Here is a 15560-nt window from a genome sequence, read left to right on the forward strand (position 1 = left end):
CAGCAATGGCTCTTTAATGGTCATTGCTCATTTTTTTAAATATGAGGGAAAATAACATGATGATTCAAGATACGATTGCCGCCATTTCGACTGCCGTCGGAGAGGGCGGCATTGCCGTTATACGGGTAAGTGGACCTGAGGCGGTTGCTGAAAGTGCAAAATGTTTCCGATCCAAATCGAATATTGTCACGGCTGATTCGCATACCGTCCATTATGGGCATATTGTCGATCCCATTAACGGTGAAGTCGTAGAAGAGATTTTGCTGACGATTATGAGGGGGCCGCGTTCGTTTACGGCGGAAGATGTCGTCGAGCTAAGCACACACGGCGGTGTTGTCGCAGTTAAGCGCGTCCTGGAGCTACTGCTTCGCTCTGGGGACGTTCGGATAGCAGAGCCCGGCGAGTTTACAAAGCGTGCATTCCTAAATGGGAGAATCGATTTGACGCAGGCAGAGGCAGTCATTGATCTGATCCGCTCCAAGTCGGATCGTGCATTCTCAGTTGCGATGAAGCAAGCCGAAGGGATGCTGTCGAAGAAGGTTAAAGCGCTTCGGCACAATCTGATCGAGCTTCTTGCACATATTGAAGTCAATATTGATTACCCGGAGCATGATGTGGCTTCTATGACGAGTGATTATATCCGTGAGCGCTGCACAGAGGCATGTGCCGAAATCGATCGTTTGTTAAAAACGGCAAGCGAAGGCAAGATATTAAGAGAAGGCATTATGACGGCGATTGTTGGGCGTCCAAATGTCGGCAAATCTTCGCTGCTTAATGCGCTGGTACAGGAGAACAAAGCAATTGTGACAGACATTCCGGGTACAACGCGTGATGTCATTGAAGAGTACGTGACACTTGGCGGAATTCCGCTGCGATTGCTGGATACAGCCGGCATCCGTGAAACTGCGGATGTGGTGGAACGGATCGGGGTTGAACGCTCGCGCTCGGCGCTTGAAGAAGCGGATCTTATCTTGTTCGTGCTTAATGTAAATGAAGAGCTGCATCCGGATGACCGTTTGCTGATGGAGCAGTTTCGAAACCGACCTGTTGTTGTATTGCTGAACAAGACGGATCTTCCCGTAGTGATGGATACTTCTGAGGTAGAAGCCATTTTTACCGCTGAGCAAATCGTACGTTTGTCGGTTCTGCATGAACAAGGGCTCGAAACGCTGGAGGATGTTATTAAGCGCATGTTCTTTGGCGGCGAATTGGAATCCGCGGATTTGACGTATGTCAGCAATGTTCGACATATTACGCTGCTCGGTCATGCCCGCCAATCGCTTGTTGAGGCAATGGAAGCGACGGATATCGGGATTCCGATTGATATTGTGCAAATTGATGTGCGCACAGCATGGGAGCAATTAGGTGAATTGATAGGCGATTCGGTATCAGATTCGCTAATCGATCAAATTTTCTCTCAGTTCTGTTTAGGTAAATAATTTTAGTTGTAAAGGCAAGGAGGGGTAAAGTAATGGGATATCATGCAGGAGATTTTGATGTCATTGTGGTTGGTGCCGGTCATGCGGGTGTTGAAGCTGCACTCGCTGCTGCGCGGATGGGCTGCGAGACGCTGTTGCTTACGATTAACTTAGATATGGTTGCTTTCATGCCATGTAATCCATCGATTGGCGGACCGGCCAAAGGCCATGTTGTGCGTGAAATTGATGCGCTTGGCGGGGAAATGGGCCGCAACATTGATAAAACGTTTATCCAAATGAGGATGCTTAATACGGGTAAAGGACCAGCTGTTCACGCGCTGCGCGCGCAGGCGGATAAGTTTCTTTATCAGCACTTTATGAAACAAACGATTGAAGAAACCGATCATCTGACTCTTCGCCAAGGGATGGCGGAGGAACTCATTATTGAGGATGGCACTTGTGTAGGGATTATTACGAAGACAGGTGCAGAGTATCGGGCGAAAACGGTTGTTGTCACGACAGGAACATATCTGCGCGGTAAAGTGATCATGGGTGAGTTGATGTATGAGAGCGGGCCGAACAATCAGCAGCCTTCGATTAAGTTGTCTGAGAGCTTGCGTGCACTTGGCTTGAAGCTTGTTCGTTTCAAAACCGGAACGCCGCCTCGCGTGCATAAGGATACGATCGATTTCTCTAAAACAGAGATTCAGCCTGGTGATGAGAAGCCTAAGTTCTTCTCTTATGAAACGGAGTATTCGGATAATGAGCAGCTCCCATGTTGGCTCACGTATACATCAGAAGAAACACATAAGATTATTAACGATAATCTTCATCGTGCTCCTATGTTCTCCGGTGCTATTGAGGGAACGGGTCCGCGTTATTGCCCGTCTATAGAAGATAAAATTGTACGTTTCGCCGATAAACCGAAGCATCAAATCTTCTTAGAGCCTGAAGGGAAGAACACATCGGAGTATTATGTTCAAGGGCTCTCTACTAGTATGCCTGAGGATGTACAGCTGAGCATTCTCCGTTCTATCCCAGGATTGGAAAAAGTTGAAATGATGCGCACGGGCTATGCCATTGAGTACGATGCCGTTGTTCCAACACAACTGTGGCCATCGCTTGAAACGAAGGTGGTTCCGGGTTTATTCACAGCTGGACAAATTAATGGAACTTCCGGTTATGAGGAAGCAGCGGGACAAGGCGTTATGGCTGGTATTAATGCAGCACGTAAAGCGCAAGGGAAACCACCGGTTATCATTGATCGTTCGCAAGGCTATATCGGTGTGCTGATAGATGATTTGGTGACAAAAGGTACAACAGAGCCTTACCGCCTGTTAACCTCGCGAGCGGAATACCGATTGTTGCTCCGACATGATAATGCCGATTTGCGCTTGACTCCAACCGGTTATGAGATAGGTTTGATTTCTGAAGCTCGTTATCAGAAGTTCTCGCAGAAGAAGTTGTTGGTGGAGCAAGAGATTGAGCGTTTGAAAACAGTGAAGATTCGTCCTGATGAAATTACGTTACAGTTACTGGAGGAAGCTCAATCCACTCCAATTACACAGACAACGGATGGACTTTCCTTGCTCAGACGTCCGGAAGTTTCGTATGGCATTATTGATCAACTGTCTCCATCGCCGGAAGTGCTTACGGATGATATGAAGGAGCAAGTTGAAATTCAAATTAAATACGCCGGATATATCGAGAAACAGCAATTACAGGTTGAGCGTCTTGCTAAAATGGAGAAGAAGCGGATCCCGGATGATATTGATTACATGGCGGTCAACAATCTTTCCAAAGAAGCAAAATCGAATTTGTCCAACATTCGTCCATTGTCGATTGGGCAAGCGTCACGAATTGGCGGTGTAACACCGGCTGATATCTCCATTCTTCTCGTCTATTTAGAGCACTATAATAAAGTTGTCGCAGCACGGGGGTAACTATGAACGCTACCGATACTTGGTTTATTGAATTATTGCAAGAGCATGGAGTGGCACTTACGTCGCTCCAGCTGGAGCAATTCCAAACGTATTATGAACTGCTTGTGGAATGGAACGAAAAAATGAATTTAACAGGCATTACGGAGAGAGAAGCGGTGTATGAGAAACATTTCTACGATTCCGTGACTCTCTCTTTCTTTGTGAAGATGGATAAAGTATCTTCACTGGCGGACATCGGTTCGGGTGCCGGCTTTCCAAGCCTACCGTTGAAAATTTGTTTTCCGCATCTTAAAATTACGATTGTAGATTCCTTAAACAAGCGCATTCAATTTTTACAGCATGTTGTTCAAACGTTAGGTCTTCATCATGTGGAATGTGTTCATGGGCGAGCCGAGGACATTGCACGCCTAACTAATCACCGAGATGTCTATGATGTTGTAACTGCTAGAGCGGTTGCAAGGCTTAGCGGATTAAATGAGTTATGTCTTCCTTTTGTCCGCAAAGGTGGAGTGTTCGCTGCAATGAAGGGGTCTGATCCTGCTGAGGAAGCTAATGAATCCAAACGCAGCATGATCGAACTGAAGGCGAAACTCACTTCTGTAGAACATTTGAAGCTGCCTTTCGAACAATCTGATCGTCACATTCTTTTGATAGAGAAACTTGGAGCCACACCTGCGAAGTATCCAAGAAAAGCGGGTTTACCACTGAAACAACCAATTATGTAGTGATTATAATTCGATTTTGTTTCACGTGGAACATTTCACGGATAGTCACAATTGTTTCGATAATATATGTCTGTCAAGCAGGAAATCAACTTACAGCCGGCGAATTATATAGGAACGACAATACTCGGCACTTTGAAATCGGGTGGTAGTTGACGATATGAAAGAACAGTTCTCACGTTTATTTGGATTGAGTGATTCCAAAAATGTAAGCCAAGATGAAGTGAAGCAGCTTCCAATTGAAGATGTGGATACAAGTCCGTATCAACCGCGTACTGTCTTCGACGATGATCGTATTGAGGAGCTCAGTCAAACCATCCGCACACATGGCATGATACAACCAATCGTTGTAAGGGTGCGTGGCGGCAGATATGAAATCATTGCAGGTGAACGGCGCTTTCGCGCGGTTAAAAAACTTGGTCTTGAGACGATTCCGGCTATCGTTCGTGAATTCAATGATTCTCAAGCGGCTTCAATTGCTCTGATTGAGAACCTTCAACGTGAGGGACTTACATCCATAGAGGAAGCAGTCGCCTATCAAAAACTTATTGATCTTCACAATCTTACGCAAGAAAGCTTGGCTCAGCGCTTGGGGAAAAGCCAATCAACAATAGCCAACAAAATTAGGCTTCTTGGTCTCGGTGAAACAATTAAGAATGCATTGATGGAACGTAAAATAACGGAGCGTCATGCAAGAGCATTGTTATCGCTTGATACGGAAGAGCTGCAATTGAAAGTGCTTGACGACATTGTTACTAAAGAACTGAACGTGAAACAAACCGAAGCTCGAGTGGCTTTCTACAAAGAAGCTACGAAAGCTAAAAAGCCAAAGCGAATTTCCTTTACGAAGGATGTGCGTTTGGCGCTTAATACAATAAGACAATCCATTGATATGGTTTCGGGATCAGGTTTGCAAATTAAAACCAATGAACAAGATTACGAGGATCATTACGAAATTGTAATTAAGATTCCAAAACGATAATAGCCAATCGACCAGCCGTCCGAACCAGGGACGGCATCGTCATTTTCTTGAAAATATGCGATAATGATCTTTGAGTATGCTTTTACCCAAATAATTATCGTTTTATAAAGCTTCAATAAAGTAATCAACATAGAGGTGAACGGTTTGTCTAAAACGATAGCAATAACGAACCAGAAGGGCGGTGTCGGAAAAACGACCACGTCCGTTAATCTGGGTGCTTGTCTAGCTTCGCTTGGCAAGAAAGTTTTGCTCGTAGATATTGACCCACAAGGTAATACGACGAGCGGAATTGGAATTAATAAAGCAGACGTTGCGCATTGTATTTACGATGTGCTTATTAACGATGTTCACCCGAAAGACGCTACTTGTTCTACTAATATTGAAGGTCTTAATATAATCCCAGCTACGATTCAACTGGCCGGAGCGGAAATCGAGCTTGTTCCAACGATTTCTCGTGAGCAGCGCTTGAAAAAGTCTCTTGCCTTGGTGAAGAATCAGTATGATTACATTTTGATTGATTGCCCTCCATCATTGGGCATCTTGACGATTAACTCTTTAACAGCTTCTGATTCGGTTATCATTCCTATTCAATGTGAATATTACGCGCTGGAGGGTTTGAGCCAGCTATTAAATACAGTACGTCTAGTTCAGAAACATCTGAACACAACACTTCAAATTGAAGGTGTATTGCTTACGATGTTTGATGCTAGGACAAACCTAGGCATTCAAGTTATCGAGGAAGTGAAAAAATACTTTCAACAAAAGGTGTACCAAACGATTATCCCAAGAAATGTCCGCTTAAGCGAAGCTCCTTCGCATGGACAATCTATCATTACTTACGATCCAAGATCCAAAGGGGCAGAGGTGTATCTTGAACTCGCGAAGGAAGTGATTATGTATGAGCAAGCGGCTAGGTAGAGGACTTGATGCGCTTATCCCATCGCTATCCGTAAGCGAAGATGATAAAGTTGTAGAGGTATCGTTAACACAACTTCGTCCGAATCCGTATCAACCGCGGAAGACTTTTGATGACGATGCGATTAAAGAACTCGCGGAATCAATCAAACAACATGGTGTCATTCAACCGATTATTGTGCGTACCGTTCTTAAAGGGTATGAAATTATTGCCGGTGAGAGACGTTTTCGTGCATCGCAGCTTTGTGGCAATCCAACGATACCGGCAGTAATCCGTAACTTTTCTGACCAACAGGTAATGGAAATTGCATTAATTGAGAACCTTCAACGCGAAGATCTCAACGCAATGGAGCTTGCAATTGCATATCAAGCACTCATGGATAAATTTGAACTAACACAAGAAGAACTCTCCATGAAGGTGGGCAAGTCGAGATCACACATCGCTAACTTCTTGCGGTTGTTGTCACTGCCAGAACAAATCAAAGATAATGTTTCACGTGGAACAATTTCGATGGGACATGCAAGGGCAATTGTGGGTGTGAAGGAAGATGCCCGCAAAAAGGAACTTGCTGATCTGACCATTACGAACGAGTGGAGTGTACGTCAATTAGAAGAGGCGATCAAAAATTTAGATCAGCCAGCGGCAGAGAAATCAAAGTCGCAATCATCTAAAAAACGCGATCCCTATATCGATCAATTGGAAGAGACACTGAGGGAACAGTTTAAGACGACGGTTAAGATTAAACAGCAGAAAGATAAAGGTCGCATTGAGCTGCTCTATTATAATAAACAAGATTTAGAACGATTACTGGAATTACTGCAACAATTATCATAATACCAAAACTTTAATAGCATACTCGATTGGGAATCCCCGTTTGAAGTAGGGGAGCCAATCGAGTATGCTATTGTTAGGATTGAAAGGCGTTTCGGTGTGTTGGCTAGAGGAGGGATATTGATGCAGCAGACAACAGGCAAGGGATTGATCTATCTTGATCATGCGGCAACGTCATGGCCTAAACCAACGGGGGTAATTGAAGCTGTAATAGAGGCCATGGAGCGCGATGGTGCTAACCCAGGAAGAGGCAGTCATGCGATGGCTGTTCGAGCAAGCAGGATTCTGTTCAATACGAGAAAATCGCTGGCAAAACTGTTCGAAATATCGAACCCTAATGATATTGCTTTTGCATTAAATACAACTATGGCACTAAACACAGCAATAAAAGGAATACTAAAAAAAGGCGACCATGTGATTGCAACTGCTGTAGAACACAATTCTGTGCGAAGACCATTGGAATATTTGAAACGCGTACATGACATTGAGGTTAGCTACGTGGAACCGAATGAAGCTGGGGAAATGGACGCGAAACAAATTGAAGCTGCGATACAGACTAACACAAAGCTTGTTATTGTGAATCATAGTTCTAATTTGTTGGGCTCCATACTACCTGTTGCGGAAATTGGAGAGATTACACGCAAACATGGAATAAAGCTGCTTGTAGATGCAGCTCAAACAGCTGGGTTATTGGAGATTAACGTCGAGCAAATGGGGATCGATATGCTCGCGTTTCCGGGCCACAAAGGGCTGCTGGGACCGCAGGGGACAGGCGGGTTGTATATTAACCCCAACGTGGAGTTGGAGCCGCTCCTGCACGGTGGCACGGGCAGTCAGTCGGAGGCGATTGAACAGCCAACTGTGCGCCCTGACAGGTATGAAGCTGGCACTCAGAATGCAGCTGGAATTAATGGGTTAAAGGCTGGTGTGCAGCACATTTTGCATGAGACGGTGCAAAACATCCATACTAGAGAATGGATGCTGACACAGCAATTGATGGAGGGACTTCATGCTTTGAATGGAGTTCATATCCTTGGCCCAAAACTCGGCAAACCGCGGACTGGAATCGTGTCCTTCGTTTTGCCGGGAGCAGATCCGTCTGAGATCGGATTTATTTTAGATCAACATTATCAAATTGCTGTACGCACCGGATTCCATTGCACTCCGCTCGCACATGCAATTGCAGGGACGAAGGAAACAGGGGCAATCCGCGCAAGTGTTGGATGCTTCACCACTAAAGAAGAGGTCGAAGCGCTTATAGCGGCTGTGAAGGAAATAAGGCAGCACTACAGCTAGCGTGCTTTAAACGGGGGAGAGTAAGACATCATGGATCAACTTATTGAAAAACCGTCTGATTGGATAACGATTGGACTGCTTGTTGTTGTTCTGATCTTGTTGGTACGCAGTTTCATCATTAGCAGTAAGCTGAGACGATTGCGTAAAAGTTACACGCAGTTTATGAGTGGTGCAGGAGTCGAAGAGCTGGAAAGCGTCATCGTGGAACTGAAGCAGCGCCTTAATGCTCAGGAAGAAGGACAGAGTAAACTGAAGCAAAGTGTTCAAGCCTTAAATGATACACTGAAGAAGAAGAAGGGCAACATTGGTATTCATCGCTATAATGCTTTTGCAGAACGAGGAAATGATCTGAGTTTCTCAATAGCTGTTATTGATGATGCTGAAGACGGAATGGTACTAAGCGGCATTCACGGACGAGAGAATACTTTCGTCTACGCCAAGCCGGTGCAAGAAGGTCAATCGAGGTATCCGCTAACTCCCGAAGAAAAAGAAGCGATCAGTCTTGCGTCGCAGCGGGAATCGAAGTAGGGCGTACGCATTTCATAATGGCTAAGAAGAGACTGTGTGCAATAATATCAGACATACGCATTACAAGATGAAGACGAGTGTTTTGCAAAACAAAATACTCCATAAATCCGCCGACATTCACGATGCCCGTAATATGGATGTCACCGACAGGCGGAAGGTCTTTATTAACGCCGGCACCTGGACGAACAGGACCAGAACCGACTTGAATGCAGCCGACACTAGCGGCTTGACCCAAGCAGGCATCTATCCCAATGACAAAAGGCTTGCGGACAAACTTGTTGATGTCGATCAAGGTTTCATCCAAGTTCATTGCATGGACGGGTTCCTCCAGGGTGCCATAAAGATCGAAGAAGGGGCTCCGATACTTACTGAGAGAAGTGCCGACTAGAGGTCCGAGTGAATCGCCTGTGGAACGGTCAGTACCTACACATACAACAACAAGCCTGCGATCAGCAGGGACGTTGTCCAAAAGGTACGTAATTCGGTTCATCAGCAGTCCTGTAATGTTAGGTTCTGTGTATGGTACTTTGAGCGGTGTTTCTTTCATTCCTGGCAATTTCATAGATTATCCTCCCGCCAACTCTATGAATTCCAACTACCCGATCGATAGAGAAACTGTTGTTATCACTTGGTTACTAGTATATGGTTAGGACAACCATTTTATACTTGCTTGACTAACGAACCTACAATAAAACAATCAGGAGGCGCAGATGCATGCTTATTGCCTTTGACTCCACCCAGCAGGCACTGCGGGCGGAAATGCTATTAGAATATGCTGAGATTGAAATAGATATCTGCCCAACTCCGAAGCAAATTACTGCTGGCTGCGCGCTATCCATTCATTTTCCGGAGAGTGATTTGCTAGTTGTGAAGGATGTCATCAACCAAGAGAGTGTAGAGATTCGAGGTATATTCAAACAGGTCGAAGATCGGTATGAGCCCATTGAGTTATGAGGCTTAAAGGGATACGATAGAGTGTATAAACAGCTTTAGGGGAAAGGGAGCGGACTGTAATGGAGAGGAAGCAGTTTGAACTGGGCGATGTTGTACAAATGAAGAAGCAGCATCCATGTGGAACAAATGAGATGGAGATCATTCGCATGGGCATGGATATCCGAATCAAATGCGTCGGCTGCAAACACAGCGTTCTCATACCGCGTGCAAAGTTCGAGAAAAACTTGAAAAAGGTGCTTCGTTCGAAGGCTGAAGAGGGCGTAAATGAGGGAGAAAGCTTTAATGGAACATCAAGCAATTAGTGCTTGCAATTGGACGAGCACCGTGGTAAGATAAGTTCTGCTGATTGACATTTATGGAGAGGTACCCAAGAGGCCCAAGGGGGCTGACTCGAAATCAGTTAGGCGTGTCAAAGCGTGCGTGGGTTCGAATCCCACCCTCTCCGCCATAATTTAATCAATCAATCAACGACCCTAGCGGGTCGTTTTTTTGTTTTGTATTTAAGTTTTTTTATGAGCAGAGATAGGAGTCGTATCTAAAGAGCTCAGTTCCTATGTAAAGGGAAGAAGAGAAGGGACGCTAGGGCGGTCGAGGGAACTCAGCGGCAACGTTCTTGGCATAAGATAGAGGTCCTCCGGGGCGCTTTGTTTCCAATGTCGCAGACAATTGGAAAAAAGGGTCCTCAGGAGCGCTTTGTTTCCAATGTCGCAGACAAATGGAAAAAAGGGTCCTCAGGAGCGCTTTGTTTCCAATGTCGCAGACAAAATGGAAAAAAGGGTCCTCAGGAGCGCTTTGTTTCCAATGTCGCAGACAAAATGGAAAAAAGGGCTCTCGCGAGCCCTTCCTCCAACGGTGTTTGATTTAGAAAACAGTCACTACAAGCTCTTCGTAAGAAACCTCGGTTCACCGATCTTTAGTCGGTGTGCGTGTGTTACAGACACTGGTCTTTGGCACATCCCTCCGCTTCTATGCTGAGTGGACAAAATCTCCTTGAGGTTCGTGCATGAATGGGTTCAACGGAACCACACCTCTCTTTACACCGTCAACAATTATAATGCGCAGCTTACTTATCTTCTATACAAATGGTTTTGAAAAAGATCAAAAAATTAATACATTCGTTTCCACTTGCGGTCCTTATTCGAAAGGGACGGGAACTTATCGCCTTTCGCCAATCTTACCTTCTGCGGATTGTTAACGCCCATATGGAACGATGCTTCGCCGATTTCAATATACAATCCATCGTTTGGCGCGCGGTCGCCTTCTCGAAATTCTGTCCATTCACCCATTAATGAAATACACCTCCAGTGCGGTTGCACAAATGAGGACGCAGAGATTCCGTCCTGGTCATTAGTGTGCAACAAATGAGGTTGGATCATGAACGGAAGAAAGAGGCAGGCGAATGACTGGAATCAACACTTGTCAAGTGGGGACTAAGTTTGGTATAGTATTCAGGTATGCGAGAAATTAACTCGCTCCTTGCTCCCTTTCGGGGGGGCCGCATAGTCCAAGAGGAGGTGAAACATATGCGCAAATACGAAGTGATGTACATTATTCGTCCGGATGTGGAACAAGAGTCGGTACAAGCTTTGACTGACAAGTTCCAAGCAATCATCGGAAACGGTGGAGAGGTCACAAAGCATGACGTGATCGGTAAACGCCGCCTTGCGTATGAAATCAACAAGATTCGTGACGGTATCTACGTGCTGGTACATTTCAACGCAACTCCAGACGTTATTGCTGAACTTGACCGTGTCATGAAAATCACGGATGAAGTTATCCGTTTCTTAGTTGTTAAAGATGTAGCTTAGTCTCATCAACGCAAGGATGTTTCGATTGGAGGCGATAAACGATGTTGAACCGTGTTATTCTCATAGGTAGATTAACAAAGGATCCTGAAATGCGCTATACACCAGCAGGTGTTGCGGTAACGCAATTTACACTTGCGGTGGATCGTCCGTTTACGAGCGGTGGTCAGAACGAGCGGGAAGCGGATTTTATTCCGATCGTTACTTGGCGTCAGCTCGCTGAAACTTGTGCGAACTACTTGCGCAAAGGCCGCCTAACAGCGGTTGAAGGCCGTATTCAGGTACGGAATTACGAGAACAACGAAGGCAAGCGGGTCTATGTGACTGAAATCATTGCTGATAACGTGCGTTTCTTGGAATCCGGCAACCGTGAGAATGGTCCGCGTGATGAAGGTGCGGCAAGTTATGGCAGCGGAAACGGTAACTACGGTGGAGGCAACCCACAAGGTGGCACCAGCGGTGGTAATCCACAAGGTGGAGGCCGTTCGGGAGGCACACCAAGGAACAACAATAGTCGTGATCCGTTCTCAGATGACGGACGCCCGATCGATATATCGGAAGATGATTTGCCATTCTAACTGAAAGGACGGATGAACATGAGCTTTAAGCAAAGAGATGGTGGCGACGAGCGTCCAGAACGCAAATTCGGCGGTCGTAAAGGCCGTAACAAACGCCGTAAAGTATGTTTCTTCACAGCTAACAAAATTACGCACATTGACTATAAAGATACGGACCTGCTTCGTAAATTTATCAGCGAGCGCGGCAAGATTTTGCCACGTCGTGTAACTGGAACAAGTGCAAAGTATCAACGTCTTCTGACTGTAGCGATCAAACGCTCCCGTCAAGTAGCGTTGTTGCCTTACACAACGGAATAGGACGTAATGAAGAGGCAGCCAATCCGGCTGCCTTTTTTGCGTTCATTAAAGCTGTTAAAACTTGCTCGCTTGCTGCTCTGCGTAATCGCCGATAACAGGCAGCTTGAACCTTTTGCCCTGTAAGGCGAGGAGCATTAATGCAATCCATAGTATAAATGACAGCGGAGCAAGTAAAATGCCAAGAAGCCAGCCGATAAACGGGATAAAGCCGAGCACAATATTAATAACAACAAGTACAACAGACACGAGGATCGATTGCATGGCATGAAATTTCACGAAGTTGCTGCGCTTCTCCAGTACAAGAAACAAGATGCCGGTTACAAAGCTGCCCAAATAACAAAGGAGCCCGACAATCTTAGGGTCCATGCCTGTCGATGATGGGTCAGGTCCAAACAACGGTGCTTGCATAATGATGCTCCCTCCCTTTGTAGGTATGTATTCAAGCGTAGGTCAAACTATGCTTGGTTGAAATCGCCAGAATTGACAAAGGAATATCGTTAACCATTTGTAACTTTCGGGTACACATAATCGTTTAGAATAAGGAAATCCCGTGTAAATAGATTTGTAGAGAATGGAGCGTTACAACGAATATGCAACCGAGAAAATCAAGACGAACGTATAAATGGCTGGCAGCTATCCTTATTATCGTAATCGTTGCAGGAACGGCTGGTTATTTCAATCGAAATGCGCTGGCCATGTGGGGCTTTGATGTTTTCTTATCCGGATCGGTTAAGGACAAGCTGGAGAATTCGTATCAGCCGCTGGAAGGCCACGAGCCGGTCAAGACAACGTATAAGCCGGAGGAGCCGTTCTCCATGCTGCTGCTCGGCGTCGATCAGAGGGATAAAGAGGTAGGTCGCTCAGATACGATGATTTATACGGTCATCAGACCGATCGATGGCGCCATTTTAATGGTTTCCATCCCCCGTGATACTTATGTGGATATCGTAGGCAAAACAACGAAGTCCGGCAACCAATGGGAAGATAAGATTACACATGCTTATGCTTTTGGCGGTCCGAAAATGTCGGTCGAAACGGTGGAAAGGTTATTCAGCACCACAATCGATCATTATGCTACAATTAACTTTACCGGCTTCCGTGAAGTGATTGACGCCATGGGCGGAATCGCACTTCCGATTACGGAGGATCTGGTCAATGACGACCCGGATCACGAGAAGTTCGTCGTTAAGGCCGGTAAAGAGCTCTACAATGGCACTGAAGCACTCAACTTTGTTCGATACCGTGAAGATGCAGGCGGAGATACAAGCCGTGCAGGACGTCACCAGCAGTTCCTAAACGCGATTATGACAAAGGCTTCGCAAGTACAGCAGTGGACGAAGATTCCTGAACTTATTTCAATTATGGGTGCTAATTTTACAACCGATTTAACACCGCAGCATATGATTGATCTGGCGAAGAGCATGCTGCAAAGCGACAACCGCACAATCTACAGTCACACGCTGAAGGGTAATGGACACCGTAAGGTGAATCACGGCGCGTGGTATTATTTTGCGGATGAAGAAGACTTAGCTGCAACGCAGCAATTAATTAAGGCATGGCTGGATCCAGCGAAAACGAAAGCAGAGCTGCCGCTTCCGGAGGAATACCAGGTTAAAGATGAGAAGCCTGTGCAGTCGTTGTCGTCCAAAACGAAAGCAGCATCAGAGAAGCATTAACGGCAATGCGGCGCTTATTGGAATCAAAGGCGCACGTCAAGCTGCAGCTAGGCCCGGAGCTCTTCACGAACAGGAAAGACAAAGTAGAAGGGAATGGGGAACGCAACATGAATATTGCTTTTTTTCTACTGCCTAAACAAGAGGTAGTATGGTTGACGCTCGACGCAACACTGCGTCAAACACTCGAGAAGATGGAGCATCATCGCTACACGGCGGTACCGATACTCGACAATCAGGGCGGATATGCAGGAACACTGACCGAAGGTGATCTGCTGTGGTATATGAAGAACAACCCGCAAGTGACCTTTGATCAGACGAACAAAGTGAAGCTGACGGACGTAAAGATGCGCATGACGAATAAAGCCGTACAAATTGATGCTAATATGGAAGATTTGATCTCACTCGCGAAAGTACAGAACTTTGTGCCTGTCGTAGATGACATGAATCGGTTTATCGGCATTGTACGTCGGAGCGATATTATCGATTATTGTGAAGCACTTATCTTAAATCAACATCAAGCCAGCAAAGAAATGGCTGCCGGCTAAATCAAACGCCGTCCTCTCTAAGAGGGCGGCGTTTTGTCGTACATGTACCGTGGGAATGAGACGCTCCTACTGGACAAGGTCCCCTGTGTTGTCGGAATTGTTTTGTGATATAATGGGGAGTAAAGCATTAGTTCTGTACTAGTAAATCAGCAAGAGGTGAACGGTTTGAAAACCGGTTTAAAGTCAATTCTTTGGAGTTTCTCAGCGCTAATTCTGCTGCTCTTGGTAGCAGTCCCTGTAATGAATGCGCTGGCTGCGGCCGTATTAATGGTGCCAACAGTCGTTCTCTATACGACCTTGTCCAAGCGGGCATTTACGCTGCATATGGCAGCCGTATATGGGATTGGCGTACTCATCATGGGACTGCCAGCTCTTATTGTGGGACTGTTCTTCTTAGTGCCATCGCTGGTTATGGGGCATTTCTACCGCAAAGGAGCACCCGCTCGGAAGGTCATTACAGCTACCGTATTAACGGTGCTTGCTCAGCTTCTGCTTGAGCTGGTTGTATTTGACCTCGTATTCGATTTCTCCTTGATAGATGAAATCCGCGAGATGATTACGACGACAGTGGAGAACTTACGGGAACAAGGACTCATGCCTAGTGTTTGGACGGCAACCGTAACGGAATCGTATGTGCAAAGCTTGATTCATTCCATCCCAATGGCGCTTATTACCGTTTCCTTTCTGCTTGCGATTGTCACGCATGCGATTGCAGCGCCTTCTCTGCGTTCAAGCGGTTTAACGATTTCGCGTTTGCAAGCGGCTCGTGAGTGGAGATTGCCACGGATTTTTGTGTTTTACTACTTGATCGTACTCATAGCGGATATGGCTACACCGAACACGGGCTCTTCATTCATGACGGTGACGCTTCATAATTTGGTACCGCTGATGCAGCTGGCTTTCTCCATTCAGGCGATGGGCTTCTTCTTCTTCGTGGCGCATGAACGCAAATGGAACAAAGCGATACCAGTGCTTCTATCGATAGTTGTTGCGATTTTCCAACCGTTTAGCTTGATTGGGGTTATTGACGCAGCGTTCCCAATCCGTAAAGCGTTTAAGAAATCGTGAT

The 15560-nt window shown here is 45.9% G+C and carries 19 protein-coding genes and 1 tRNA gene; 17 read left to right on the top strand and 3 right to left on the bottom strand.

Annotation, left to right across the window (positions count from 1 at the left end):
• Positions 1–59 precede the first annotated feature (59 nt).
• The 8 genes from mnmE (at position 60) to AC506A_RS27240 (ending at position 8636) form a co-directional block, all read left to right on the top strand.
• Positions 60–1439 carry a tRNA uridine-5-carboxymethylaminomethyl(34) synthesis GTPase MnmE gene (mnmE, locus tag AC506A_RS27205; protein ID WP_495464271.1) on the top strand — a complete coding sequence of 460 codons (1380 nt, stop codon included), beginning with the start codon at positions 60–62 and terminating at the stop codon, positions 1437–1439.
• A gap of 32 nt (positions 1440–1471) precedes the next feature.
• Positions 1472–3361 (top strand): tRNA uridine-5-carboxymethylaminomethyl(34) synthesis enzyme MnmG, encoded by a 1890-nt coding sequence (gene mnmG, locus AC506A_RS27210; protein ID WP_495464145.1) that lies wholly within the window; start codon positions 1472–1474, stop codon positions 3359–3361.
• Positions 3362–3363: 2 nt separating this feature from the next.
• Entirely contained in the window at positions 3364–4086 is a 723-nt protein-coding gene (gene rsmG / locus AC506A_RS27215) for a 16S rRNA (guanine(527)-N(7))-methyltransferase RsmG (protein WP_495464146.1), read from the top strand.
• 157 nt (positions 4087–4243) lie between these two features.
• On the top strand, positions 4244–5065 hold the full coding sequence (gene noc, locus AC506A_RS27220; protein WP_495464147.1) for a nucleoid occlusion protein: 822 nt from the start codon (positions 4244–4246) through the stop codon (positions 5063–5065).
• Between the two features lie 144 nt (positions 5066–5209).
• Positions 5210–5983 carry a ParA family protein gene (locus tag AC506A_RS27225; protein WP_091224667.1) on the top strand — a complete coding sequence of 258 codons (774 nt, stop codon included), beginning with the start codon at positions 5210–5212 and terminating at the stop codon, positions 5981–5983.
• Positions 5964–6815 carry a ParB/RepB/Spo0J family partition protein gene (locus AC506A_RS27230; protein WP_495464148.1) on the top strand — a complete coding sequence of 284 codons (852 nt, stop codon included), beginning with the start codon at positions 5964–5966 and terminating at the stop codon, positions 6813–6815. The genes AC506A_RS27225 and AC506A_RS27230 overlap by 20 nt, the downstream gene beginning before the upstream one ends.
• 120 nt (positions 6816–6935) lie before the next feature.
• Entirely contained in the window at positions 6936–8108 is a 1173-nt protein-coding gene (locus tag AC506A_RS27235; RefSeq protein ID WP_495464149.1) for an aminotransferase class V-fold PLP-dependent enzyme, read from the top strand.
• Between the two features lie 30 nt (positions 8109–8138).
• The gene (locus AC506A_RS27240; protein ID WP_495464150.1) at positions 8139–8636 is read left to right on the top strand and encodes a DUF4446 family protein; all 498 of its coding nucleotides are present in this window, start codon (positions 8139–8141) and stop codon (positions 8634–8636) included.
• Here AC506A_RS27240 and yyaC read toward each other — a convergent pair.
• On the bottom strand, positions 8605–9198 hold the full coding sequence (gene yyaC, locus AC506A_RS27245; RefSeq protein WP_495464151.1) for a spore protease YyaC: 594 nt from the start codon (positions 9196–9198) through the stop codon (positions 8605–8607). The genes AC506A_RS27240 and yyaC overlap by 32 nt on opposite strands.
• A 152-nt stretch (positions 9199–9350) precedes the next feature.
• Between yyaC and AC506A_RS27250 the strand changes: the two genes are divergently transcribed.
• From AC506A_RS27250 to AC506A_RS27260, 3 genes are all read left to right on the top strand, one after another.
• A complete protein-coding gene (locus tag AC506A_RS27250) occupies positions 9351–9590 on the top strand; it encodes a putative Se/S carrier protein (RefSeq protein ID WP_495464152.1) in 240 nt (79 codons plus the stop codon).
• A gap of 59 nt (positions 9591–9649) precedes the next feature.
• The gene (locus AC506A_RS27255; protein WP_495464153.1) at positions 9650–9892 is read left to right on the top strand and encodes a DUF951 domain-containing protein; all 243 of its coding nucleotides are present in this window, start codon (positions 9650–9652) and stop codon (positions 9890–9892) included.
• A 55-nt stretch (positions 9893–9947) separates the two neighbouring features.
• Positions 9948–10038, top strand: a tRNA-Ser gene (locus AC506A_RS27260).
• 658 nt (positions 10039–10696) lie between these two features.
• Here the strand turns inward: AC506A_RS27260 and AC506A_RS27265 are convergent.
• Positions 10697–10876: a YjzC family protein gene (locus tag AC506A_RS27265; protein ID WP_495464154.1), complete on the bottom strand. Its 180-nt coding sequence runs from the start codon at positions 10874–10876 to the stop codon at positions 10697–10699.
• A gap of 237 nt (positions 10877–11113) precedes the next feature.
• Here AC506A_RS27265 and rpsF point away from each other — a divergent pair, with 237 nt between their 5' ends.
• The 3 genes from rpsF to rpsR are packed head-to-tail and all read left to right on the top strand — an operon-like array spanning position 11114 to position 12270.
• Positions 11114–11398, top strand: coding sequence for a 30S ribosomal protein S6 (gene rpsF, locus AC506A_RS27270; protein WP_495464155.1), 285 nt, complete (start codon positions 11114–11116; stop codon positions 11396–11398).
• A gap of 41 nt (positions 11399–11439) precedes the next feature.
• On the top strand, positions 11440–11973 hold the full coding sequence (locus AC506A_RS27275; RefSeq protein WP_495464156.1) for a single-stranded DNA-binding protein: 534 nt from the start codon (positions 11440–11442) through the stop codon (positions 11971–11973).
• Positions 11974–11991: 18 nt separating this feature from the next.
• A complete protein-coding gene (gene rpsR / locus AC506A_RS27280) occupies positions 11992–12270 on the top strand; it encodes a 30S ribosomal protein S18 (RefSeq protein ID WP_090574546.1) in 279 nt (92 codons plus the stop codon).
• 54 nt (positions 12271–12324) lie between these two features.
• Here rpsR and AC506A_RS27285 read toward each other — a convergent pair whose 3' ends face one another.
• Complete coding sequence (locus AC506A_RS27285; RefSeq protein ID WP_495464157.1) at positions 12325–12678, bottom strand: DUF4870 domain-containing protein; 354 nt, start codon at positions 12676–12678, stop codon at positions 12325–12327.
• A 182-nt stretch (positions 12679–12860) separates the two neighbouring features.
• Here AC506A_RS27285 and AC506A_RS27290 point away from each other — a divergent pair, with 182 nt between their 5' ends.
• The 3 genes from AC506A_RS27290 (at position 12861) to AC506A_RS27300 (ending at position 15559) form a co-directional block, all read left to right on the top strand.
• The gene (locus AC506A_RS27290; protein WP_495464158.1) at positions 12861–13946 is read left to right on the top strand and encodes an LCP family protein; all 1086 of its coding nucleotides are present in this window, start codon (positions 12861–12863) and stop codon (positions 13944–13946) included.
• A gap of 107 nt (positions 13947–14053) precedes the next feature.
• Complete coding sequence (locus AC506A_RS27295) at positions 14054–14491, top strand: CBS domain-containing protein (RefSeq protein WP_495464272.1); 438 nt, start codon at positions 14054–14056, stop codon at positions 14489–14491.
• A 156-nt stretch (positions 14492–14647) separates the two neighbouring features.
• Positions 14648–15559, top strand: a complete 912-nt coding sequence (locus AC506A_RS27300) for a DUF2232 domain-containing protein (RefSeq protein WP_495464159.1) — start codon at positions 14648–14650, stop codon at positions 15557–15559.
• Position 15560 lies beyond the last annotated feature (1 nt).

Source organism: Paenibacillus sp. N22P23 (assembly GCF_059383735.1).

Excerpts from the sequence above, each read along its gene's own strand:
- rsmG (WP_495464146.1), top strand. The coding sequence starts at position 3,364 with ATGAACGCTACCGATACTTGGTTTATTGAATTATTGCAAGAGCATGGA.
- yyaC (WP_495464151.1), bottom strand. The coding sequence starts at position 9,198 with ATGAAATTGCCAGGAATGAAAGAAACACCGCTCAAAGTACCATACACA.
- AC506A_RS27285 (WP_495464157.1), bottom strand. The coding sequence starts at position 12,678 with ATGCAAGCACCGTTGTTTGGACCTGACCCATCATCGACAGGCATGGAC.
- mnmE (WP_495464271.1), top strand. The coding sequence starts at position 60 with ATGATTCAAGATACGATTGCCGCCATTTCGACTGCCGTCGGAGAGGGC.
- AC506A_RS27235 (WP_495464149.1), top strand. The coding sequence starts at position 6,936 with ATGCAGCAGACAACAGGCAAGGGATTGATCTATCTTGATCATGCGGCA.
- AC506A_RS27230 (WP_495464148.1), top strand. The coding sequence starts at position 5,964 with ATGAGCAAGCGGCTAGGTAGAGGACTTGATGCGCTTATCCCATCGCTA.
- AC506A_RS27250 (WP_495464152.1), top strand. The coding sequence starts at position 9,351 with ATGCTTATTGCCTTTGACTCCACCCAGCAGGCACTGCGGGCGGAAATG.
- AC506A_RS27255 (WP_495464153.1), top strand. The coding sequence starts at position 9,650 with ATGGAGAGGAAGCAGTTTGAACTGGGCGATGTTGTACAAATGAAGAAG.
- AC506A_RS27290 (WP_495464158.1), top strand. The coding sequence starts at position 12,861 with ATGCAACCGAGAAAATCAAGACGAACGTATAAATGGCTGGCAGCTATC.
- rpsF (WP_495464155.1), top strand. The coding sequence starts at position 11,114 with ATGCGCAAATACGAAGTGATGTACATTATTCGTCCGGATGTGGAACAA.
- noc (WP_495464147.1), top strand. The coding sequence starts at position 4,244 with ATGAAAGAACAGTTCTCACGTTTATTTGGATTGAGTGATTCCAAAAAT.
- AC506A_RS27240 (WP_495464150.1), top strand. The coding sequence starts at position 8,139 with ATGGATCAACTTATTGAAAAACCGTCTGATTGGATAACGATTGGACTG.
- AC506A_RS27295 (WP_495464272.1), top strand. The coding sequence starts at position 14,054 with ATGAATATTGCTTTTTTTCTACTGCCTAAACAAGAGGTAGTATGGTTG.
- mnmG (WP_495464145.1), top strand. The coding sequence starts at position 1,472 with ATGGGATATCATGCAGGAGATTTTGATGTCATTGTGGTTGGTGCCGGT.
- AC506A_RS27265 (WP_495464154.1), bottom strand. The coding sequence starts at position 10,876 with ATGGGTGAATGGACAGAATTTCGAGAAGGCGACCGCGCGCCAAACGAT.
- AC506A_RS27275 (WP_495464156.1), top strand. The coding sequence starts at position 11,440 with ATGTTGAACCGTGTTATTCTCATAGGTAGATTAACAAAGGATCCTGAA.
- rpsR (WP_090574546.1), top strand. The coding sequence starts at position 11,992 with ATGAGCTTTAAGCAAAGAGATGGTGGCGACGAGCGTCCAGAACGCAAA.